The sequence below is a fragment of the Xanthomarina sp. GH4-25 genome (assembly GCF_045363175.1).
Lineage (GTDB): Bacteria > Bacteroidota > Bacteroidia > Flavobacteriales > Flavobacteriaceae > Xanthomarina.
Window position 1 is genome coordinate 545,008 of sequence record NZ_JBJFLO010000001.1, and the last position, 20,868, is coordinate 565,875.

Genomic DNA, 20,868 nt, shown 5'->3' on the forward strand with positions numbered 1-20,868 from the left:
TTTAAAATATTTGCAACCTACAAGCTATTTTTCTATAAAAAGAGAAAGTAAAGGATATGTTTTTCCTGATATGGAATTTTTTCCATCAAATTTGAAATCTCAATTACAAGAAGATAGTCGTTACAGAAGTGTTGAAGCTAAAAACTATGATGCATCCTGGCAAGCAATTCATAAAGGGTATATAGGAGAAGAAAAAACCATCCAATCTATTTCGAAAGTTCCAATTTATGATGAGTATGTTTTTATAAGAAAATATTTTAGTGCATTTTGGGTGTTTTATGTGCTTTTAATAAGGCTGTTTAGTTTCAAAAATCCGTTTAAAGAATTAAAAGCGTTTTATGAGACGAGACAAATAAAACGGAGTGATTATTTAAAGTCTCCTTTAATCTATGAAGATTGGCAATCATTTCAATCAATTTTAATCAAGGAAAGCCCTTTGGTAAGTGTTATAATACCTACCCTTAATAGATATACTTATCTAAAGGATGTTTTAAAGGATTTTGAACAACAAGATTATAAGAATTTTGAAGTGATAATAGTGGATCAATCAGATTTATTTAATTTATCCTTTTATAAGGACTTTCATTTAAATCTAAAAGTTATTAAACAACAAGAAAAAGCTTTATGGTTAGCAAGAAATACGGCAGTTAAGGTTGCAAAAGGACATATAATTGCTTTAAGTGAAGATGATGTGAGGATTAATAAAGATTGGATTTCATCACATTTAAAGTGCTTGGATTATTTTAAAGCAGACATTTCTGCTGGGGTTTTTTATCCGTTAGGGAAACAATTACCATATGATAGATCTTTTTTTTCGATAGCATCTCAATTTGCTACAGGAAATGCTATGCTTTACAAGTACGTTTTTGAAAAAGTAGGACTTTTTGATAGGCAGTTTGAAAAACAAAGAATGGGAGATGGAGAATTTGGATTAAGGGCTTATTTGTATAGTTTTAGTAGTGTATCAAATCCTAAGGCCGCTTGTATAGATATAAAAGCAAATGCTGGTGGCCTGAGGGAAATGGGCAGTTGGGATGCTTTTAGAACTAAAAAATGGTTCGCCCCTAGACCCATCCCATCAGTATTGTATTTCTATAGAAGTTATTTTGGGAACCAGGCAGCTAGGTTTGCTTTATCAAGAACCGTGCCTTTATCTATCATGCCTTATCAATTTAAAAGGAATAAACCCATGATGATTCTAGGCGTTTTTGTTTCTTTGTTATTGTTGCCTTTGGTGTTGTTTCAAGTGTGTAAGTCTTGGCGCTTGGCAAGTGAAAAACTAAAGCAAGGACCATTGATTGAAAAACTAGAATAAAAAATTGAACCGTCATTGTGAGTGAGGTACGACCGTGGCAATTTTATGGAGTTATGGGTTTGTAAGATAGAGATGCTTCGGCAGGCTTAGCATGACAATAACTATTGCTAGCTGTGATTGCGAACGCAGTGAAGCAATCTGTCATTAAAATTGTTCTCAGTTTCATGAGATTACTCACGCAATATTATTTTTAAAAGTTGGAGTTCGTGAATGCTTTGCATTTGCCACGTCACTCCTTCGTCGTTTCTCGCAATGACAGGGTATAAAGTAATGACGATAAAAATTAAAAATAGAGAATAAAATAAGGTATTGAACAAAAACATCCTCATAGTAACCTCCGAATTCCCTCCACAACCAGGAGGTATCGGCTATCACGCGTTTAACCTTGCTGAACAGCTTCAGATACATGGCTATGGTGTGACTGTTTTAGCAGACCAACGTTCAAAATCGGGTGAGGAAGAATTGGGTTTTGATCAGTCATTGAAATTCGGTGTCCAACGGGTAACCTGGAAGTCTATTAGGATTTTGATGTATCTGGAACGTCTGGTTTTACTTTTTAGGTTGATTAAATCGAACGAGGTGGTTTTAGCATCAGGAAAATTTTCCTTGTGGATGGTAGCTTTTGTGAGTTTGTTTTATAAGAAACACTATCTAGCAGTGATTCATGGTTCTGAGGTGAATTTTAAAAAGTACCTTCTAAAAAAGAGTATTGAAAGCGCCTTAAAACGATTTTCCACCATCATAGCAGTGTCGCAGTACACACAAAGTCTGGTTTCGCATTTAAACCTCAATACCATAGTGATTCCCAATGGGTATGATGTTAAAAAGTGGCAAACGGTGGTTCCTGTCCATGGAGCCCTTCAGGGATATCCCCAACTCATGACTGTAGGGAATGTTACTCAAAGGAAAGGTCAGCTACAGGTGATTAAACACTTACCACAACTCTTGAAGATTTATCCGAAAATTCAGTATCATTGTGTGGGATTACCAACAGAAGCAAAAAGGTTTAAACAAATAGCGAAAGACTTAGGTGTAGCTAAGCACGTTGTTTTTCATGGTCGTCTCGAGGATGCCGAATTACAAGCTTTGTTACAGGTTATGGACGTGTTTGTGATGTTAAGTACCGAAACAGCATCAGGCGATGTGGAAGGCTTTGGAATGGCACTGATAGAAGCAAATGCCTTGGGAATACCAAGCATAGGCTCTAAGGGCTGTGGCATTGAAGATGCCATTTTAGATGGGAAATCGGGATGTCTGGTAGCTCATGAAAATGCATCAGAATTTCAAGACGCTTTAAAAAACATTTTAGAGGCTCATGACACCTATAAAATAGAAGCTAAAAATTGGGCAGACACCCATAGATGGGAAGATGTTATAAAGCCCTATATCAAGATTATTGAAGCATAAGAGATGAATCGAGCATGATCAAAATTTTATCACCCAAAGAAATGATTAAATGCGAATAGCATGCCTGTACTGAGTCAAATCGAAGTAAGACCATTAAAAGGCAATAAAAAAAGCAGATGAAACTGGCCATTATATCACATACCGAACATTATAAAGCCCCAGATGGCACCATTGTTGGTTGGGGCCCTACCATTACGGAAATCAATCACCTCCTTGAGATTTTTGAAACCATATATCATGTGGCCATGTTACATGACACCGAAGCTCCTCCAAGTGCCTTGCCGTATCTGTCTGATAAAGTGGTTTTTGTGCCTTTACCTGCTTTAGGTGGCCAAAGCATAATATCTAAAATAGAACTTGTTTGGAAGGCACCTAAAGTATTACGAATTATTAATCGGACTTTAAAACAGGTTGATTGGTTCCAGTTTCGAGCGCCTACGGGCATGGGCGTGTATGTGATTCCCTTTCTAAGTTTTTGTGTTAAGACACCCGGTTGGTTTAAGTATGCAGGGAATTGGAATCAAGAACATCCACCATGGGGCTATAGATTACAACGCTGGATGTTGAAACAGCAATCTAGGAAGGTGACCATCAATGGGAGTTGGAACCATCAGCCCAAACACTGTATCACTTTTGAAAATCCCTGCTTAACGAATGCGGAACTTGATGAAGGGTTAAAATTAGGGAAAGAAAAATCCTTAGAGGGTCTTATTCATTTCTGTTATGTAGGGCGTTTAGAAAGGCCTAAAGGCGTTGAGCGAATCATTCAAGCCATGGCAGCACTAACTGATCTTGAAAAACAACGTATTGGAGTGGTGCATTTGGTAGGGGATGGTCCAGAAAAAGCCTATTTTGAGGAGCTAAGCAAAACAGCTGGGGTGACATTTAAGTTTCATGGCTTTTTACCAAGACAGGAAGTCTTCGAGATTTATAGAGCGTGTCAAGTCTATTTAATGCCCACCACCGCCTCAGAAGGCTTTCCAAAAGCCATTGCTGAGGCTATGAATTATGGATGTCTGCCCATCGTCTCTAATATTTCTAGTATCAGTCAATATATCATCAATGATGTAAATGGATTGATAGTGGATGAAGTTACACATAATCATTTTATAATTAAAGTAAGAACACTATTAAACTTTACAGAAGAAGAATATATTGAGATAATTGATTCTCAAAGAAGGCTTGTACATTTATTTACATTTGAGCATTATAATAATAAAATTTGTAATGCTATTTTGAAATAATTTATTAATTACAATTTATGAAAAACATAAAAAAACCTGATAGATATATTGAACTTGTAATAATACATATAGGTTTAGGTGTGCTGTTTTTTGTGTTTGATTTTTTTTCGAAAGCGTATTTTACAATTGCAATGCTATACTTTATATGGCATATAGTTTCAGCATCAGATAAAGATAAAACCTTAGAAATATTAAAAGGATGTGCTTATTTTGTGGGAGCTGAAGTGCTATTTAGGATGACAAAAGGGGGGTTAGCTTATGAAGGTTCAAAATATTTGGTAATCCTTTTCATGTTAATGGGCATGTTTTTTAAAGGGATTTCAGGTAAAGGCTATCCTTATTTTATTTATTTAATTCTATTGGTACCCGCCATAGTTGTTGCATCTATTACTTTGACTTATGAAGCTCATTTTAGAACTAATATAGCCTTTGTATTAAGTGGCCCCGTTTGTTTGGGAGTAGCATCTTTATTTTGTTACGATAGAAAAGTAACTAATAATCAGTTATTGAGTGTGATGCAATATATGTTATATCCATTAATTTCAACGACTGTTTATTTGTTCTTATTTAATCCTACAATTAAAGACACCTTATCTGGAACTGCTTCAAATTTGGCAACATCAGGAGGCTTTGGGCCTAATCAAGTGGCAACAGGATTAGGGTTAGGAATGTTTGTGGTTATAGTTAGATTTTTTTTAAAATCTCCAAATATGCTTTTAAGTGGTATCAATCTAATTATTTTTGGAGCCATGACCTTTAGAGCCATTGTGACTTTTAGTAGAGGAGGTGTTTTTGCGGCAATTATTGTAGTTACAGCTTTTTTATGGGTCTTGTTCTCCAATTCTTCGCTAAAACAAAAAAATAAAATCATCATGTCATTTGTTTTATTAATTATTGCCATATCTGTTACTTGGATTATTAGTTCCAATCAAACATTGGGTTTGATAGATAAACGCTATGCGAATGAAAATGCTTCAGGTATTGAAAAAGAAGATGTAACTACTGGTCGAGTAGATCTTTTTGTGGATGAAATAGAAGGCTTTTTAGATAGTCCTTTTCTAGGAGTAGGTGCAAGTAGAACGAAAAATATGCGAGTAGAAGAAGGGATTGGGCATTTGCCATCTCATAATGAAATAGGAAGACTGTTAGCAGAACATGGTTTTTTGGGAATAATAATATTAATAATTTTAATTATTACGCCTCTAGCTTATAGAGGAAGAAATAATAAAAATATCTTTTTTTATGCTTTTCTGGCCTTTTGGTTTGCCACCATAAACCATTCAGGCATGCGTATTGCAGCCCCATCTTTTGTATATGCTTTAGCTTTATTAAATGTCACTTATGAAAAACGTCCTGTACATAGGAAACAAATTAAATCATAAACGAAGCAATGTGTCTTCGATAAGTGTCTTAGGACCCATGTTGGAACATGAAGGCTTTAACATGAGGTATGCATCTGTATATCCAAATAAAATAAGACGCATGCTGGACATGCTTTGGTGCTGTTTCAAATATAGAAAAACCACAGATGTAGTATTAATAGACACTTACAGTACTCTAAATTTTTACTATGCCCTTTTAGTCAGTCAGTTTTGTCGCTTTTTAGGCCTAAAATATGTGCCCAGTCTCAATGGGGGAAATTTACCTATGCGATTAAAAAAAAATCCAAGGTTGAGTCGCATCATCTTTAAGCCAGCCTATAAATTGATATCGCCATCCATTTATTTAAAAGAGGCTTTTGAAGCTCATGGCTATAAAAAAGTCGTGTATATTCCCAATAGTTTAGAGATGGATCAGTACTCCTTCCAAGTAAAAAATCTTGAGGAAGTGAAACTCTTGTGGGTGCGCTCGTTTTCTAATATTTATAACCCCACACTCGCAGTAAAAATACTAAAAGCCTTACAAGATGAAGGATTAAAAGCTAGTTTATGTATGGTGGGGCCAGATTCTGATGGCTCTTTAGAAGATGTAATACAACTGGCTAAAAGCCTTGAGGTGTCTGTAAGGATTACAGGGAAACTTCCAAAAAAGGACTGGTTGGCTCTGGCTAAAGACTATAACATCTTTATTAACACCACCAATTTCGATAATATGCCCGTAAGCGTTATAGAAGCTATGGCTTTAGGACTCCCAGTGGTCTCCACCAATGTAGGAGGCTTGCCATTTCTTTTAAAACATGAAAAAGACAGCCTATTAGTGCCCCCTGATGATGTGGAGGCTTTTGTAGTAGCCATCAAGCAACTGATGAATAACCCGGTAGCCAGTAGCGCCATGGCCTTTAACGCTAGAAAAAAAGTAGAGCAATTCGATTGGGAACTGGTAAAACAACAATGGTTTAAGTTACTAAGCTGAGATATCTTAAATTTTAGTTTCTAATCCACTTTATCATCAGCATGTTCGTTTTTTTAGCTAACACATTCTAGAACTACCAACCAACAACAAAAATACTTGCATAATTTCTTTAACTTACTATCTTTACCTTATAAATCAATTAGATGCCGAAACAAGATATCCATTTTAATATTTCTGAACGTAAGATTTTATTAAGAGTGGTAGATATATTGTCCATTCTTGGCATGTTATATCTCGTGAGCTCAATATTTGCTTTCGATTATTTTACCGTTACCCATCAAAATTGGTCCTGGGTTTTGGTCTTGTTGCTTTATATTAGTGTGTTTGGAACCATTTTTGAACTCTACGATTTACAAAAAGCGAGCAGAATGGATAAAGTGGTGAGCAATATTTTCTTAACCAGCTCCTTTACCGTTTTATTTTATTTGTTAACCCCATTTTTTACACCCTTCCTTCCTTCTAATAGATTGCAAATAGGTTATTTTTATATGGCAATAGTCTCTGCGCTTATTATTTGGAGGCTGATTTATGTCTATTTTATTACCTCTCCAAGGTTTTATAAAAAAGTGTTGATTGTAGGGGAGACTTCAAACATTGAAACCATTGTAGATGCGTTTAAAAACGCCGACCCTAATTATAAAATTGTAGGATTTATTAACTGTGAAGAATCTCAGGATGTTCAGATAAAATACAAAGGTATTTTAGAGTATGACCCAAGTGACATGCATCGTATTATTGATGAAGAAAACATCTCTGAGATTGTAGTGGCTAGTTACAATGCTGAAACCATTACATCGGCTATTTATGGCGATTTAATCATGCTTCTTGAACGCGGGTTTCCTATTAAAGAATACACCCAAGTGTATGAAGACATTACGTATCGGGTTCCCGTGCAATTTGTAGGGAAGGACTTCTATAAATACTTTCCATTTAGTCGTAGCAACCAAAACAAATTGTATTTGTTTTACCATCGCTTATTTGATACATTAATAGCCCTTGTTGGAGTTTTAATAGGGTTTTTGCTTTTGCCTTTTGTGTTTCTGGGGAATTTGATAGCCAATCGTGGGCCTCTGTTTTATTTTCAAGAAAGGGTAGGGAAAAACGGAAACGTGTTTTCTATTATTAAATTCCGAACCATGATTGTAAATGCTGAAAAGGAAGGTGCTGTTTGGGCTGAGAAAGATGATGTTCGAGTAACGCCTTTTGGGAAGTTTTTAAGACGTTCCAGATTGGACGAATTCCCTCAGTTTATTAATATTTTAAAAGGGGACATGAGTTTGATTGGCCCAAGACCCGAACGACCATATTTTGTAAAAGAATTATCTCAGGTAATTCCCTTTTATGAAACCCGACATATTATCAAACCAGGACTCACGGGTTGGGCACAGGTAAAAGTGCGTTATGGGTCTACGGTTGAAGATAGCTTACTGAAATTGCAATACGACTTGTATTATATCAAACACCGAAGCTTTTTATTAGATGCCAATGTTATTATCAAGACCTTAAGTACTATGGTGTTCTTTAGAGGGCAGTAGGTTTAGTGTTTAGTACAGTCTCAATCCTGTAAAAGAACCCAACAACATATAATTATTACGAGTTTTTCCTAAACGCGTGTCATTGCGAGGAGAGACGTCAGGGACGACGTGGCAATCTTATGATTGGTTGGTTTTATTAAACAGATTGCCACGTCGCTGCGCTTCTCGCAAAGACGGAGACATTGGACTTACAACATCTTATAATACCAAACCAAAAACACATATCTAACACCTAGGGCAATAAGCAAAGGCAATAAAGCTATTGCAAACACTTGGATGCCTACAAGCCAATGGAATGTTAGTAAACACAGCATAATCACTAAGAATTTTAAATACTTAATAAACCATTGCTTGGGAGTCTTTTTAATAACCTGTGCGACGACAAACACATTCAAGGCAAAAGCCCAAAGTAGATTATAGTTTTGCGCTGTGGCTTCATGGTCTGTTGCAAACCAAAGTAACAGGATAAAAACACCTATCAAGCCCGTTGTAGAAAAAATAATTATGTCCAGAAGTTTGGTTCTACGTTGGTTTTTATAATCGAAAAAAGTAAGGCTCAGTATGATAAGTCCCAGAATACTAAATAACACATAAGGACTAAATAACACCTGTTGAGAAGCATTCACATCTCTTTTTTTAAATACCAATCTGTTATTTTTCATCAAGCTTTTAGAAGAGTTTCCTAAAGTTGCAACTTCAAAAAAGGCATGTATGTATTTCGGTAAAAACATATGTTCTTCAGGAGTTGCTGGTCTGTCAATAACAGAGCCTAAGGCGATGTCAATACCAACGCTTCCCCAGGAATTTGTGTCTAACTGATTTTGAATTAAAGTTCTAAATGTTTGTGGTTGAAAACCAGATGGCGGATTAAATTGAATGGATGTGTTTAGAGTCTTTACTAAAACATCTTTAATTCGAGTAGCGCAGTTATCAAAAAAGAAATCGTATAGATAGGCTCTGTTTTCAGGTTTGTAATTGGTTTCTAGGTAATCAAAAACTTGCTGCTTTTCAATTTGAGTTAGATTTAAAGTTTGTTCCTGGATGGTTCTATTTTGATAGACATAGGCATTATAAAAGTCTTCATAAAAGTTTCTACCTATAAGATAGTTTAATTTGCCTTGAGCAAATTTCAGGTAAAAGTTAGGCGTGTTGAAATCGTAAATACCATAATTGTATGTGATATCCATACCGTGGCGTTGATCTTTAATTCTAAAAGCACTATGACCAAAAGCATCGTTTAAAGAAGTTCCTGGACCAATGGTTAAGACGCTAATTTCAGCATCTGGCGAGAGACGTCTTGTTTGCGAAAATGAGGAAAGGACAACAAAAAGGCATGCACTGAAGGCTAAAACAATTTTCTGCATATGGTGGTTTTATTTGCTTCAAATTTAGTGAAAACTATGTGATTTTTTAGAAGCTTGATTGAGTTCTTTGTGCTGCTTTATTTGAGAGTTAATGAGGGGAGCTTTTTTTGGGTGTGATATCTATTTGAAACAATTGTTTTATATGTTCATTTTTTCCATTGATGAAAAAACGAACCAAAAAAATCTAGGCTGATTTTAATTTTCTTGAAAACTACGAAAATCTTTATCATGCGTATGGCAATCGCTTTGCTAGGCCATCCTCCTTCATCCACCGCTTCAGATTTCACCTTGTTTTCTACGAAAATAAAAATAGGCCCTTTGTCAGTTAGAGAAGCAAGAGCTATGTTTTGCTATTTGAATAGATATAATAAACAGTAATTATCTAGGCTTTTTATTTTAAGAGGGGGGAAGTCTAGTAAGGTTGATGATAACTTCCTTTTTATAAACCTTAGAATTTATCTAAAGATGCTAAAGTCTACTTTTAGTGAGAACACATTGGAATACAAGGCAATACTTTGATCTCCAATATCTGTAAATGCATAATCTACTTGGATGCCTTTGTAATTAAATCCAACACCAATACTAGGTTGGAAACTAACACGTTCTTTATCGTCTAATTGTAATTCATTTTGGAAATTACTAACCCCTGTTCTTAAATAAATCATATCTAAATACCCAAACTCTAAACCGAGAGCAGGATTTATACTGGCGAAAGAGGTAGAAATGATGTCGTTGTTTTCTTGAAAACGAATGTTTAAATCGACTTCAGCTAATAAGGAATAATCGTATCTAATAATGAATTTTTTTGCAACCCCAAATTGTAATTTCGGAATGGTTATTTCAGTGGTTTCAGGGAGTTCTTGATTTTGCCCTTCAACTGCATCTTGAATGGTAGCAAATGCTTCCTCATTGATTGCCCAGGTATTAAAAGTTGTTGTAATATCTCGAGCCATAATACCAAATTTCCACTCGTTTCTGGTTTGAAACTGAATGGCTGCATCGAGACCAAACCCCCAGGAAGATGCAAAATCTCCAATAACACGACGGATGACTTTCGCATTAATACCATAATTCAATCCATCTAAAGGGAGTTTTCTAGCATAAGAGAAGGTTACGCCATAATCGGCTGTAGAGAACAAGCTAATTCTGTCGTAATTAATATTCCCTTCATCATCAATAAGTTGTGTGGTATTTAAGATGTCATCTACGGCAAATCGAATTAGCGAAATACCAATAGCACTTTTTTCGTCTATAGGCATGGCAAATCCAATATAATCGTAATTGGCAATGCTTTCAAAATAGCTAGAATGCATTAGAGCCAATTGTTTGTCTTCTAAATGAACTAAGCCTGCAGGATTCCAATAACCAGAATTAACATCGGCAGAATGAGCGGTAACAGCATTACCCATACCTAATGCAGCAGCATCAACACCAATATTCATGAACTCGTTAGAATATTTTCTAACGGCTTGACTGAATACAGACATGGAAATAAGTAATAGTAAGCTTGTTAATTTCGTTTTCAAAAGCATTTATTTCTGCAAATATGCTATAATTTTTCAACATATTAAACTTGAAAATATACTAGTTATTGTATAATTGTTGTAGGATACCATTTAAATGTCAAAATAATCGTTGAAATTCGTTTCTAGTTCCTGTATTTTTAGCATCAACTAGAATTATTGAGCAGCTTATTAAGAAACTATATTACCAGTCTTATTAAACGAACAAGCAAATTTATTATCAATCATTTTGAAATTCATTTGCAATTAGACGAAAATAGTTTGTTATTTTTACATGAAATATGTGATTTTTAATGAAAAAACAGATTCCTAACATTGTTACGCTTTTAAATTTATTCTCTGGGTGTATTGCTGTGATTTTAGCCGTTAATTCTAATTTTATAGCTGCAGCTGGGTTTGTAGTTCTGGGTATTTTTTTCGATTTCTTTGATGGGTTATTAGCTAGAAAGCTTCAAGTGCAAAGTCCTTTAGGAATTCAGTTAGATTCTTTAGCCGATATGGTTACAAGTGGTTTGGTACCTGGTATTATTATGTTTAAACTACTGGCCATGTCTAGTGATACACCAGCTTTGGTATCTTTCTCTAACGAATGGAATAGTGCCATGCACTGGCAAGGGTTTCAATTTGCACCCATTGCTCTATTAGGATTTTTAATAACAATGGCATCGGCTTATAGATTGGCTAAATTTAATATTGACGAAGATCAACAATCTTATTTTAAAGGGTTGCCAACACCCGCTAACACATTATTAATTGTGTCTTTGCCATTAATTATGGAGTTTCAGAATAACGATTTAATAAATGCGATGATTTTAAATACCTGGTTTTTAGTTGTTCTTACGCTTGTAAGTGCTTTTATGTTAGTCTCTTCTGTAAAGTTATTTGCATTAAAGTTTAAGGATTTTAGTTTTAAAAATAATGCGTTGCGTTATATTTTTATCGTTTTGTGTGTGGTGTTATTGGCTGTTTTACAATTTGCAGCCATTCCAATAATCATTCTGTTATATATAATATTATCTCTATTTAGTCAGGCATCTATTTCATAAAACCACTTTTTTAAATAAGTTGTATTTAATCATATCAGATTCCTTTTTTATATTTTTAACACCTAACACTAAACACCAAACTAACACATGGCTTCTGGATTTTTTGCTCTTCTTGATGATATTGCAGCTCTTATGGACGATGTTGCCGTATTGAGTAAAGTAACGACTAAAAAAACGGCAGGTATTTTAGGAGACGATTTGGCCGTTAATGCAGAAAAAGCTTCAGGATTTGTGTCTTCCCGAGAGATACCTGTTTTATGGGCCATTTCTAAAGGATCGTTTGTTAATAAACTAATAATCTTACCAATTGCATTTTTATTAAGTGCTTTTTTACCTACTGCTGTCACCATTATTTTGATTTTAGGTGGTGTTTATTTAGCTTTTGAAGGAGCCGAAAAAGTATATGAAGTCTTTGTGCCACATAAACACCTTGAAACTGCTGAAGATGCTCAATCACTTTCCGAAGATGAGGTATTAGAACAAGAGAAAAAGAAAATTAAATCGGCCATATTAACCGATTTCATCCTGTCGGTTGAAATTGTTATTATCGCTTTGGGCTCGGTACTCGAACAAACATTAATGATGCAAATTATTGTGGTATCTATTGTAGCCATTATTGCTACTGTAGGCGTGTATGGTATAGTAGCCTTAATAGTAAGAATGGACGATTTTGGTCTGCGTCTAGTAAAAGTAAGTAAAGGGAAAGGTGCCTTGTTTTTTATTGGAAACATGCTGGTACAGTCGTTACCATATGTTATTAAAAGTTTATCTATAATTGGAACAATTGCTCTCCTACTGGTTGCAGGGGGCATTTTTGTTCACAATATAGCCTACCTGCACCATGTTTTAGAATCTTGGCCAAGTCTCATTAAAGAATTTGTAGTTGGATTGGTTGTAGGACTTTTAGCCCTGTTACTCTTTAAACTTGTGATGAAAGTTGTTGGGATGATTCGCGGGTAACGGTTATCTGTTATGGGTTACTTCTCGATACAACACCTCATTCTTCGGTTTCACTCGAAGTGACGTAGAGGAGTGGTTGTTGGTTTTTGGGGAGTTAAAAGCTTACTCTCTAATTTTCTTTTTACGTAATTCGAAATTCTGACCTAAATAGACTTTTCGAACCATTTCATCGCTAGCCAATTCTTCAGGTTCTCCAGCTTTTAGAATACTTCCTTCAAACATTAAATACGTTCTATCTGTAATTGCTAAAGTTTCTTGTACATTATGATCTGTAATAAGAATGCCAATATTTTTTTTGGTAAGTTGTGCTACAATACGCTGAATGTCTTCAACAGCCACAGGATCGACACCAGCAAAAGGCTCATCTAATAATATAAAGCTTGGATCTGTAGCTAAAGCTCTGGCAATTTCGGTACGTCTTCTTTCACCACCAGACAACAAATCACCACGACTTTTACGTATATGTTCTAATCCAAATTCTTCAATTAAAGATTCCATTTTTAAGTGTTGCTCTTTCTTTGTCAACTTGGTAAGTTGTAACACACTTAAGATGTTATCTTCAATACTTAATTTTCTAAAGACTGAAGCTTCCTGTGCTAAATAGCCAATGCCATTTTGAGCACGTTTGTACATGGGATATTTGGTGATGTTTGTTTTGTCTAAATGAATACTGCCTCCATTAGGTTTAATAAGCCCAACAATCATATAAAAAGACGTCGTTTTTCCAGCCCCATTAGGACCCAAAAGCCCAACAATCTCACCTTGATTAACTTCAAGAGAGACATCTTTTACTACTTTTCGTCCATTATAGGACTTCATTAAATTATCAGCTTTTAACTTCATATAGTCATGTAATTCCTGCTAAAATAGTAAATTAGAGAGATACTTAATATTTTAAGCTTTCATTTATTAAAAGTTTAACGCTCGGTTTCAAGAGCATCCCAAAATTCGTAAGCACGACGTAAATGTGGAATGACAATAGTACCTCCAATTAAAGTGGCTATGCTTAAAGCTTCTACAACTTCTTCTTTTTTTAAGCCGACTTTATAACTTGATTCAAGATGGTACTTTACACAATCGTCGCAACGCAAAACAGTTGAGGCAACTAAGCCTAATAATTCTTTGGTTTTTACATCTAAGGCACCTTCCTGAAACGCATTGGTGTCCAGATTAAAAATACGTTTGATGATTTTATTGTTATCTGCTAAGATTTTGTCGTTCATTTTTGAACGATACTCGTTGAATTCATTAACTATTTCTGGCATGTTTTTTTTCTTTTTTCTGTTGATTTTTTACCACTCTTTTTGAAATAAAAATACTTACTTGATAAAGTATTAGTATAGGAATTGCTACAATAATTTGACTTGCAATGTCTGGTGGTGTAATGATGGCTGAAACCACTAACACAATTACCAAAGCAAATTTTCTGTATTTTTTTAGAATTTGAGGTGTAACCAATCCTATTTTAGTTAAAAAATAGATGATAATAGGTAATTCGAAAATAAGACCCGAAGCCAAAGCCGAAGACCTTACTAGAGAAATATAGGAACTAATATCTATTTCGTTCGAAATTTCACTACTTACATTATAGGTCCCTAAAAAGTTAATAGATAGAGGAGTTACAATATAATAGCCGAATAAAACCCCTAAGAAGAATAAGAATGATGAAATAATGATGAAGCCTCTGGAGTGTTTTCGTTCGTTTTCATGAAGTCCTGGGCTTAGAAATTTCCAGAATTGATAAATAATATAAGGAAAAGCAATAACCAGTCCAGCATAAATAGAGGTCCAGATATGGGCAGAAAATTGTCCTGCCATGGTTCTATTTTGAATTCTAAAGGGGAATTCGTCCAGGCAAAAGGTGGTTTCAATACCGATATATTGAGACATACTGCATAACCACTTGTAAGTAGGGAAACTCATTCTCTTCGGTCCAAATATAATGGTGTCGAAAATAAAATCTGAAAAGATAAACGCCCCTGTACCACAAATTAATATAGCTATGGTAGCTCGAATTAAATGCCAGCGTAAATCCTCTAAATGATCGAGGAAAGACATTTCGTTCACATTCTTTTTTGTCATTATAAAATGCCTTCTTTAATTAAATCGTGTACATGTACCACACCAGCATATTGTCCCTTTTTTTCAACAAGTAATTGAGAGATACCATGTTTTTCCATAAGCTCCATAGCATCTACTGCCATAGCATTTGAGTCAATTCGTTTCGGATTCTGACTCATAATATCTTTTGCTGTTAAGGTTGTAAAATCATCCGATTTGCTCAACATGCGTCTTAAATCTCCATCTGTAATAATCCCTAAGATTTTACCATCTTCAACCACAGCTGTAACCCCAAGCATTTTTTCAGTAATCTCAATAATAATCTGTTTAATGCCTGTATTTAAAGCTACGCTAGGTTTTTCATTGACTTCGGACATGTCGCTAACACGTAGATATAATTTTTTTCCTAAAGCACCTCCAGGATGGTATTTTGCAAAGTCTTTGCTAGAAAACCCTCTCAATTCCAACAAACAAACAGCTAAAGCGTCTCCAATAACCAATTGAGCTGTGGTACTTGTTGTTGGTGCTAAGTTATTCGGACAGGCTTCTTTTTCCACATAAGCGTTTAATACATAATCCGCTTGTTGGCCTAAAAAGGAATCTAGATTGCCAGTAATGGCTATCATTTTGTTTTTAGCATTCTTTATTAGTGGGACTAAAACTTTTATTTCTGGCGTATTTCCACTCTTGGAAATACAGATAACCACGTCGTCTTCTAAAATTAAACCTAGATCTCCATGGATTGCATCTGCAGCATGCATAAAAACAGCTGGCGTTCCTGTGGAGTTTAAAGTGGCAACGATTTTAGTAGCAATAATGGCACTTTTACCAATTCCAGTAATAATAACGCGACCTTTAGACTTATAAATAAGCTCTACAGTTGCTGCAAATTCTTCGTTAATTAAACTGGCCAAATTTAAAATGGCCTTGCTTTCCATTTCAATGGTTTGTTTTGCAGTATGTATAATAGAATTCTGGCTGTTCAAAATTTATTATTTTTTTGGGTTGATGCTTTTAAAGATTTTATTATCTTTAAAGTTATTCAAACAAAACGATTTTGTGTCCGTTTAAATTAGGGTACAAATCTAACGAAATTTTTTTTGAGAGGTCTCTAAATACATTAGGATAATTAATAGCAATTTTAATTTAATGTATTTTATATAAGTGTAAATTAAAATTAAAAAGATTCATGTCGATAGTTGAAAAAAACGTACAAGATGCCTTAAAAACATATTTTGGCTTTAGTAAGTTTAAAGGATTGCAAGAACAAGTTATTAAAAGTATTTTATCTGGTCAACATACATTTGTTATTATGCCAACTGGTGGAGGTAAATCTTTATGCTACCAATTACCAGCTTTAATGCAAGAAGGAACTGCGATAATAGTTTCCCCATTAATCGCATTGATGAAAAATCAAGTAGATGCTATACGAGGCATTTCAAACGAAGAAGGTGTTGCCCATGTATTAAACTCGTCTTTAAATAAGACTGAAATCAAAAAAGTCAAACAGGATATTGTAGATGGTGTAACCAAATTACTTTATGTAGCACCAGAATCTCTTACTAAAGAAGAAAATGTTGAGTTTTTACGTTCCGTAAAAATTTCTTTTATGGCTGTAGACGAGGCACATTGCATAAGTGAATGGGGACACGATTTTAGGCCTGAATACCGAAATCTAAAACATATAATTCAGCGAATTGGCGATAACATTCCAATTATTGGTTTAACAGCTACTGCAACGCCTAAGGTACAGGAAGACATATTAAAAAACCTGGCAATTCCAAATGCTAAAACATTTAAAGCTTCTTTTAACAGACCCAATTTATATTACGAAATACGTCCAAAAACCAAACAAGTAGATGCAGATATTATTCGTTTTGTAAAACAAAATAGTGGTAAGTCTGGAATTATCTATTGTTTAAGCCGAAAACGTGTTGAAGAATTGGCACAAACGTTACAAGTTAATGGTATTAAAGCTGTGCCTTATCACGCAGGATTAGATGCTAAAACAAGAGCCAAACATCAAGATATGTTTTTAATGGAAGACATAGATGTGGTAGTAGCGACGATTGCCTTTGGAATGGGAATCGATAAACCCGATGTGCGTTTTGTTATTCATCACGATATTCCTAAAAGTATTGAGAGTTATTATCAAGAAACAGGACGTGCAGGTAGAGATGGAGGAGAAGGGCATTGTTTGGCCTTTTATGCTTATAAAGATATAGAAAAGTTAGAGAAATTTATGTCTGGAAAACCTGTTGCAGAACAGGAAATTGGTCAGGCTTTATTACAGGAAGTTGTAGCATATGCTGAAACCTCTATTTCCAGAAGAAAATTTATCCTTCATTATTTTGGTGAAGAGTTTGATAATGAAACAGGTGAAGGTGGCGATTTAGATGATAATGTTCGTCATCCTAAAAAGAAACATGAAGCTCAGAATCATGTAAAACTGCTTTTAGAAACCGTTGTTAGTACCAATGAAAAATATAAATCTAAAGATCTGGTAAACGTTATTATAGGTAAAGCAAATGCTTTAATAAAGTCTCATAGAACAGACGAGTTAGACTTTTTTGGAAAAGGGGTAGATAAAGATAAAGGTTATTGGATGGCTTTAGTAAGACAGGTTTTGGTTTCTGGATACTTGCATAAAGATATAGAAACCTATGGTGTAATTAAAATAACGGATGCTGGAAAGCATTTTATTAAACATCCAGAATCTTTTATGATGACTGAAGATCATGTGTTTGATAGTACTAATGACGATACTATTATTACATCTGCAAAAGGAGGTGGAGCCTCAGCCGATGAAAAACTCATGAACATGCTTAAAGATTTACGTAAAAGGAATGCTAAAAAACTGGGCATCCCACCTTTTGTTATCTTTCAGGATCCTTCGTTAGAAGATATGGCATTAAAATATCCAATTTCTATAGAAGAATTGAGTAATGTGCACGGCGTTGGAGATGGGAAAGCTAAAAAATATGGAAAAGATTTTGTGACGTTAATTGCAAATTATGTTGAAGAAAACGATATTATTCGTCCTGAAGATATGGTTGTTAAGTCTACAGGAACCAATTCGGCATTAAAACTTTATATCATACAAAATGTCGATAGGAAATTACCTTTAGATGATATTGCTTCAGCCAAAGGCATGGAGATGAAAGACTTTATAAAAGAAATGGAAGCTATTGTTTTTTCTGGAACCAAATTAAATATCAACTATTGGATTAATAGTATTCTGGACGAAGATCAACAAGAAGAAATTCACGACTACTTCATGGAAGCTAAAACCGATAAGATAGACGATGCTATAGATGAATTTGATGGCGATTATGATGATGAAGAATTACGACTCTATCGTATTAAATTTATAAGCGAAGTGGCAAACTAGATTTATTGTTTGTTGTTGAGGTTTATGTTATTATATTATTGCTTACATCCATTATTCGGTTTTTAGTGAATTTACATTCTTTGACTCTTAGTAACGATAACCTTGTCATATTTTTTTGATGCCTGTAGCGAGATTAACAATTTCGTCATGCATTCTTCATTATTAATTCTTCATTTTTAATTTCATTAACTATCTTTGCACATTATTAAAAAACAAAGCATATGCAAGACGGTTTATACGCCAAATTCAATACAAGTAAAGGCGACATTTTAGTAGCACTAGAATACAAAAAAGTACCAGGAACAGTTGGGAATTTTGTTGCACTAGCAGAAGGTAACATGGAAAATTCGGCGAAAGCCCAAGGAACACCTTATTATAATGGTTTAAAATTTCATAGAGTCATTCCAGATTTTATGATTCAAGGGGGTTGCCCACAAGGAACAGGAACAGGAAATCCAGGTTATAAATTTGCCGATGAGTTTCATCCGGATTTAAAGCACTCTGGACCAGGTGTCTTATCTATGGCCAATGCCGGACCAGGAACCAATGGGTCTCAGTTTTTTATTACGCATATAGAAACCCCTTGGTTAGACAATATGCATACCGTTTTCGGGAATGTTATTGAAGGTCAGGAAGTGGTAGATGCCATAGCACAAGGAGATGAATTAACCACTTTAGAAATTATAAGAAAAGGAGCAGAAGCAGAAGCATTTAATGCTATTGAAGCTTTTAGAACTTTTGAAGGAGCTCGAGAAAAAAGAGTTGCTGCTGAACGTGAAGCAAAAAGAGCTGAGTTAGATAAATTAGCTGTAGGTTTTGAAGAAACAAAAAGTGGTTTACGTTATCAAATACTTCAAAAAGGAACAGGTGTAAAAGCAGAAAAAGGAAAAACTGTTTCAGTACATTATAAAGGGCAGTTACCTGATGGAACTGTTTTCGATTCGTCTTACAAACGCAAACAACCACTAGAGTTTTCAGTAGGAGTAGGACAGGTTATTGCAGGTTGGGATGAAGGCATTCAATTATTAAACGTTGGAGATAAAGCGCGATTGGTTATTCCAAGCGATTTAGGCTACGGAAGTCAGGGTGCAGGTGGTGTTATTCCTCCAGATGCTACGTTGATTTTTGATGTGGAATTAATGGATGTGAAATAAATTTGCCTATTCGAATGGTTTGTTTCTGCAAATGGAATTGAGAATATTTCAAAAAAAAGTAACAATTATAGAAAAAAATCGTCTCATTTATAATGAGACTTTTTTTTGCTCGTTATTTTCTATTAACCAATCAATCTATTCAAAATGACACCAAAAGCTTTTATTCTTACTTTTTTCTTTGCAGTTATTATTACAAGCTGTTCAAAAAACATAGATTATTCTCAAGAGCATATAAATCAAACTTCAGGTCGTTATTTATACAGTCCAGATGAAGTTATCGATGTTTATTATAACAATAATAAGTTGTTCCTGAAATGGCGTGGCGCTGATTTTATTGAGCCTGTAGTTTTAGATAAAAACACTTTTTTTGTTGCAGATATGTATAAGAAATTACGTTTTGTTCAGCATCCAGAAACTAAAAAACGTTTTTTATCTGTTATACCAGAAGGAGATAGTGGCCCGATAACCTACGATTACTTAAAAGTTGCAGATTCTTTTAAAACACCAAGTATGTATTTAAAAGCTCATGAATATGATAAAGCACTTCAAGGTTTTTTGGAGATTAAAAAACAAGATTCTACCAGCTCTCTAATTAATGAAAATGATTTTAATACTCTGGGATATAAATTATTGCGTAATAATGAAAACGAAAACGCAATAAATATGTTTAAAATGAACACAGCTTTATATCCAGAAAGCGAAAATGCCTACGATAGTTTAGCAGATGCTTATTTAAGAAATGGTGATAGTTTACAAGCATATATTAATTATGAAAAAGCTTTAGAGTTGAATACAGGAAACAAACGAGCAAAGAAATATATAGCAGCTTATAAGAAAAGTAATGATTGAGTTTTTTTAATATTTAATAACAAAGTAGCATCTCAATTGAGATGCTTTTTTTATATTTAGTCATGACCATAATACCATTAGAACAATTAAAATACCCTATAGGCTCTTTCAAGTGTCCTAAAAACATCACTGAGAAAAATTTAGGATCTTGGATAGCAACTTTAGAGCAATTTCCAGCGAGATTAGAAGACTTAGTTTCTAATTTATCAGATGCACAATTAGATACACCTTATCGACAGGATGGATGGACAGTTAGACAGGTTGTACATCATTTAGCCGACAGTCATCATCATAGTTATATTCGATTTAAATGGGCATTAACTGAAGAGACGCCAGTAATTAAATATTATTATGAAGCGCTTTGGGCAGAGTTAGACGATGCTAAAACGGCTCCAATAAATTTATCCATAAATCATTTAAAGGCCGTGCACGCAAAATTGGTGTATTTATTAAAAGGTTTAGATGAAACCAATTTAAATAAAAGTTTTATTCATCCAGAACATGACGAAGAAATTGTATTAAAGAAAAATATTGGTATTTATGCTTGGCATTGCAACCATCATTTTGCGCATATTGAACATCTTATAAAACGGGAACAGTGGTAGGGTTCTTATAAGTTAAATTAAGAAATATTACAACGCTATCTCATGTTTGATTGAATCAATTT

General features: G+C 34.5%; 18 protein-coding genes. 12 read left to right on the forward strand and 6 right to left on the reverse strand.

The genetic code is table 11. The features are described from left to right. Positions 1 to 10 precede the first annotated feature (10 nt). The 6 genes from ACI5KZ_RS02525 to ACI5KZ_RS02550 all read left to right on the forward strand — a co-directional run bounded on the left by ACI5KZ_RS02525 (position 11) and on the right by ACI5KZ_RS02550 (position 7,853). Positions 11 to 1,315, forward strand: coding sequence for a glycosyltransferase family A protein (locus ACI5KZ_RS02525; protein WP_406846793.1), 1,305 nt, complete (start codon positions 11 to 13; stop codon positions 1,313 to 1,315). A 309-nt stretch (positions 1,316 to 1,624) separates the two neighbouring features. Beyond that, positions 1,625 to 2,722 (forward strand): glycosyltransferase family 4 protein, encoded by a 1,098-nt coding sequence (locus ACI5KZ_RS02530; RefSeq protein ID WP_406846794.1) that lies wholly within the window; start codon positions 1,625 to 1,627, stop codon positions 2,720 to 2,722. Positions 2,723 to 2,838: 116 nt separating this feature from the next. After that, the gene (locus ACI5KZ_RS02535) at positions 2,839 to 3,966 is read left to right on the forward strand and encodes a glycosyltransferase (RefSeq protein WP_406846795.1); all 1,128 of its coding nucleotides are present in this window, start codon (positions 2,839 to 2,841) and stop codon (positions 3,964 to 3,966) included. A 17-nt stretch (positions 3,967 to 3,983) separates the two neighbouring features. After that, on the forward strand, positions 3,984 to 5,348 hold the full coding sequence (locus ACI5KZ_RS02540; RefSeq protein ID WP_406846796.1) for an O-antigen ligase family protein: 1,365 nt from the start codon (positions 3,984 to 3,986) through the stop codon (positions 5,346 to 5,348). After that, the gene (locus ACI5KZ_RS02545; protein ID WP_406846797.1) at positions 5,308 to 6,318 is read left to right on the forward strand and encodes a glycosyltransferase family 4 protein; all 1,011 of its coding nucleotides are present in this window, start codon (positions 5,308 to 5,310) and stop codon (positions 6,316 to 6,318) included. The genes ACI5KZ_RS02540 and ACI5KZ_RS02545 overlap by 41 nt, the downstream gene beginning before the upstream one ends. Before the next feature lie 143 nt (positions 6,319 to 6,461). Next, positions 6,462 to 7,853: a sugar transferase gene (locus tag ACI5KZ_RS02550; RefSeq protein WP_406846798.1), complete on the forward strand. Its 1,392-nt coding sequence runs from the start codon at positions 6,462 to 6,464 to the stop codon at positions 7,851 to 7,853. A 188-nt stretch (positions 7,854 to 8,041) separates the two neighbouring features. Here the strand turns inward: ACI5KZ_RS02550 and ACI5KZ_RS02555 are convergent, their stop codons facing one another. Then, positions 8,042 to 9,217: a DUF4105 domain-containing protein gene (locus ACI5KZ_RS02555; RefSeq protein ID WP_406846799.1), complete on the reverse strand. Its 1,176-nt coding sequence runs from the start codon at positions 9,215 to 9,217 to the stop codon at positions 8,042 to 8,044. A gap of 455 nt (positions 9,218 to 9,672) precedes the next feature. After that, positions 9,673 to 10,704: a PorV/PorQ family protein gene (locus tag ACI5KZ_RS02560; RefSeq protein ID WP_406846816.1), complete on the reverse strand. Its 1,032-nt coding sequence runs from the start codon at positions 10,702 to 10,704 to the stop codon at positions 9,673 to 9,675. 329 nt (positions 10,705 to 11,033) lie between these two features. On the opposite strand from ACI5KZ_RS02560, the gene ACI5KZ_RS02565 reads away from it, so the two are divergent. Together ACI5KZ_RS02565 and ACI5KZ_RS02570 are read left to right on the forward strand one after the other, a co-directional pair. Then, positions 11,034 to 11,786: a CDP-alcohol phosphatidyltransferase family protein gene (locus ACI5KZ_RS02565; protein WP_406846800.1), complete on the forward strand. Its 753-nt coding sequence runs from the start codon at positions 11,034 to 11,036 to the stop codon at positions 11,784 to 11,786. A gap of 87 nt (positions 11,787 to 11,873) precedes the next feature. Beyond that, complete coding sequence (locus tag ACI5KZ_RS02570; RefSeq protein ID WP_406846801.1) at positions 11,874 to 12,746, forward strand: DUF808 domain-containing protein; 873 nt, start codon at positions 11,874 to 11,876, stop codon at positions 12,744 to 12,746. 102 nt (positions 12,747 to 12,848) lie between these two features. Here ACI5KZ_RS02570 and lptB read toward each other — a convergent pair whose 3' ends face one another. The 4 genes from lptB to ACI5KZ_RS02590 form a co-directional block, all read right to left on the reverse strand. Further along, positions 12,849 to 13,589, reverse strand: coding sequence for an LPS export ABC transporter ATP-binding protein (lptB, locus tag ACI5KZ_RS02575; RefSeq protein ID WP_406846802.1), 741 nt, complete (start codon positions 13,587 to 13,589; stop codon positions 12,849 to 12,851). 74 nt (positions 13,590 to 13,663) lie between these two features. Continuing rightward, complete coding sequence (locus tag ACI5KZ_RS02580; protein WP_406846803.1) at positions 13,664 to 14,011, reverse strand: carboxymuconolactone decarboxylase family protein; 348 nt, start codon at positions 14,009 to 14,011, stop codon at positions 13,664 to 13,666. Next, the gene (gene tatC / locus ACI5KZ_RS02585; protein WP_406846804.1) at positions 13,995 to 14,828 is read right to left on the reverse strand and encodes a twin-arginine translocase subunit TatC; all 834 of its coding nucleotides are present in this window, start codon (positions 14,826 to 14,828) and stop codon (positions 13,995 to 13,997) included. The genes ACI5KZ_RS02580 and tatC overlap by 17 nt, the downstream gene beginning before the upstream one ends. Further along, complete coding sequence (locus tag ACI5KZ_RS02590; RefSeq protein ID WP_109308140.1) at positions 14,828 to 15,745, reverse strand: SIS domain-containing protein; 918 nt, start codon at positions 15,743 to 15,745, stop codon at positions 14,828 to 14,830. The genes tatC and ACI5KZ_RS02590 overlap by 1 nt, the downstream gene beginning before the upstream one ends. Before the next feature lie 251 nt (positions 15,746 to 15,996). On the opposite strand from ACI5KZ_RS02590, the gene ACI5KZ_RS02595 reads away from it, so the two are divergent. The 4 genes from ACI5KZ_RS02595 (at position 15,997) to ACI5KZ_RS02610 (ending at position 20,806) form a co-directional block, all read left to right on the forward strand. After that, positions 15,997 to 18,198: a RecQ family ATP-dependent DNA helicase gene (locus tag ACI5KZ_RS02595; RefSeq protein ID WP_406846805.1), complete on the forward strand. Its 2,202-nt coding sequence runs from the start codon at positions 15,997 to 15,999 to the stop codon at positions 18,196 to 18,198. 221 nt (positions 18,199 to 18,419) lie between these two features. Continuing rightward, on the forward strand, positions 18,420 to 19,352 hold the full coding sequence (locus tag ACI5KZ_RS02600) for a peptidylprolyl isomerase (protein WP_109307961.1): 933 nt from the start codon (positions 18,420 to 18,422) through the stop codon (positions 19,350 to 19,352). A gap of 144 nt (positions 19,353 to 19,496) precedes the next feature. Beyond that, positions 19,497 to 20,201 (forward strand): tetratricopeptide repeat protein, encoded by a 705-nt coding sequence (locus ACI5KZ_RS02605; RefSeq protein ID WP_406846806.1) that lies wholly within the window; start codon positions 19,497 to 19,499, stop codon positions 20,199 to 20,201. Between the two features lie 62 nt (positions 20,202 to 20,263). Then, positions 20,264 to 20,806, forward strand: coding sequence for a YfiT family bacillithiol transferase (locus tag ACI5KZ_RS02610; protein ID WP_406846807.1), 543 nt, complete (start codon positions 20,264 to 20,266; stop codon positions 20,804 to 20,806). Positions 20,807 to 20,868 lie beyond the last annotated feature (62 nt).

What these genes read in the sequence shown, in the direction of transcription:
- ACI5KZ_RS02535 (WP_406846795.1), top strand. Translation starts at nt 2,839, where the DNA reads ATGAAACTGGCCATTATATCACATACCGAACATTATAAAGCCCCAGAT.
- ACI5KZ_RS02540 (WP_406846796.1), top strand. Translation starts at nt 3,984, where the DNA reads ATGAAAAACATAAAAAAACCTGATAGATATATTGAACTTGTAATAATA.
- ACI5KZ_RS02545 (WP_406846797.1), top strand. Translation starts at nt 5,308, where the DNA reads ATGAAAAACGTCCTGTACATAGGAAACAAATTAAATCATAAACGAAGC.
- ACI5KZ_RS02550 (WP_406846798.1), top strand. Translation starts at nt 6,462, where the DNA reads ATGCCGAAACAAGATATCCATTTTAATATTTCTGAACGTAAGATTTTA.
- ACI5KZ_RS02555 (WP_406846799.1), bottom strand. Translation starts at nt 9,217, where the DNA reads ATGCAGAAAATTGTTTTAGCCTTCAGTGCATGCCTTTTTGTTGTCCTT.
- ACI5KZ_RS02560 (WP_406846816.1), bottom strand. Translation starts at nt 10,704, where the DNA reads ATGTCTGTATTCAGTCAAGCCGTTAGAAAATATTCTAACGAGTTCATG.
- ACI5KZ_RS02565 (WP_406846800.1), top strand. Translation starts at nt 11,034, where the DNA reads ATGAAAAAACAGATTCCTAACATTGTTACGCTTTTAAATTTATTCTCT.
- ACI5KZ_RS02570 (WP_406846801.1), top strand. Translation starts at nt 11,874, where the DNA reads ATGGCTTCTGGATTTTTTGCTCTTCTTGATGATATTGCAGCTCTTATG.
- lptB (WP_406846802.1), bottom strand. Translation starts at nt 13,589, where the DNA reads ATGAAGTTAAAAGCTGATAATTTAATGAAGTCCTATAATGGACGAAAA.
- ACI5KZ_RS02580 (WP_406846803.1), bottom strand. Translation starts at nt 14,011, where the DNA reads ATGCCAGAAATAGTTAATGAATTCAACGAGTATCGTTCAAAAATGAAC.
- tatC (WP_406846804.1), bottom strand. Translation starts at nt 14,828, where the DNA reads ATGACAAAAAAGAATGTGAACGAAATGTCTTTCCTCGATCATTTAGAG.
- ACI5KZ_RS02590 (WP_109308140.1), bottom strand. Translation starts at nt 15,745, where the DNA reads ATGGAAAGCAAGGCCATTTTAAATTTGGCCAGTTTAATTAACGAAGAA.
- ACI5KZ_RS02595 (WP_406846805.1), top strand. Translation starts at nt 15,997, where the DNA reads ATGTCGATAGTTGAAAAAAACGTACAAGATGCCTTAAAAACATATTTT.
- ACI5KZ_RS02600 (WP_109307961.1), top strand. Translation starts at nt 18,420, where the DNA reads ATGCAAGACGGTTTATACGCCAAATTCAATACAAGTAAAGGCGACATT.
- ACI5KZ_RS02605 (WP_406846806.1), top strand. Translation starts at nt 19,497, where the DNA reads ATGACACCAAAAGCTTTTATTCTTACTTTTTTCTTTGCAGTTATTATT.
- ACI5KZ_RS02610 (WP_406846807.1), top strand. Translation starts at nt 20,264, where the DNA reads ATGACCATAATACCATTAGAACAATTAAAATACCCTATAGGCTCTTTC.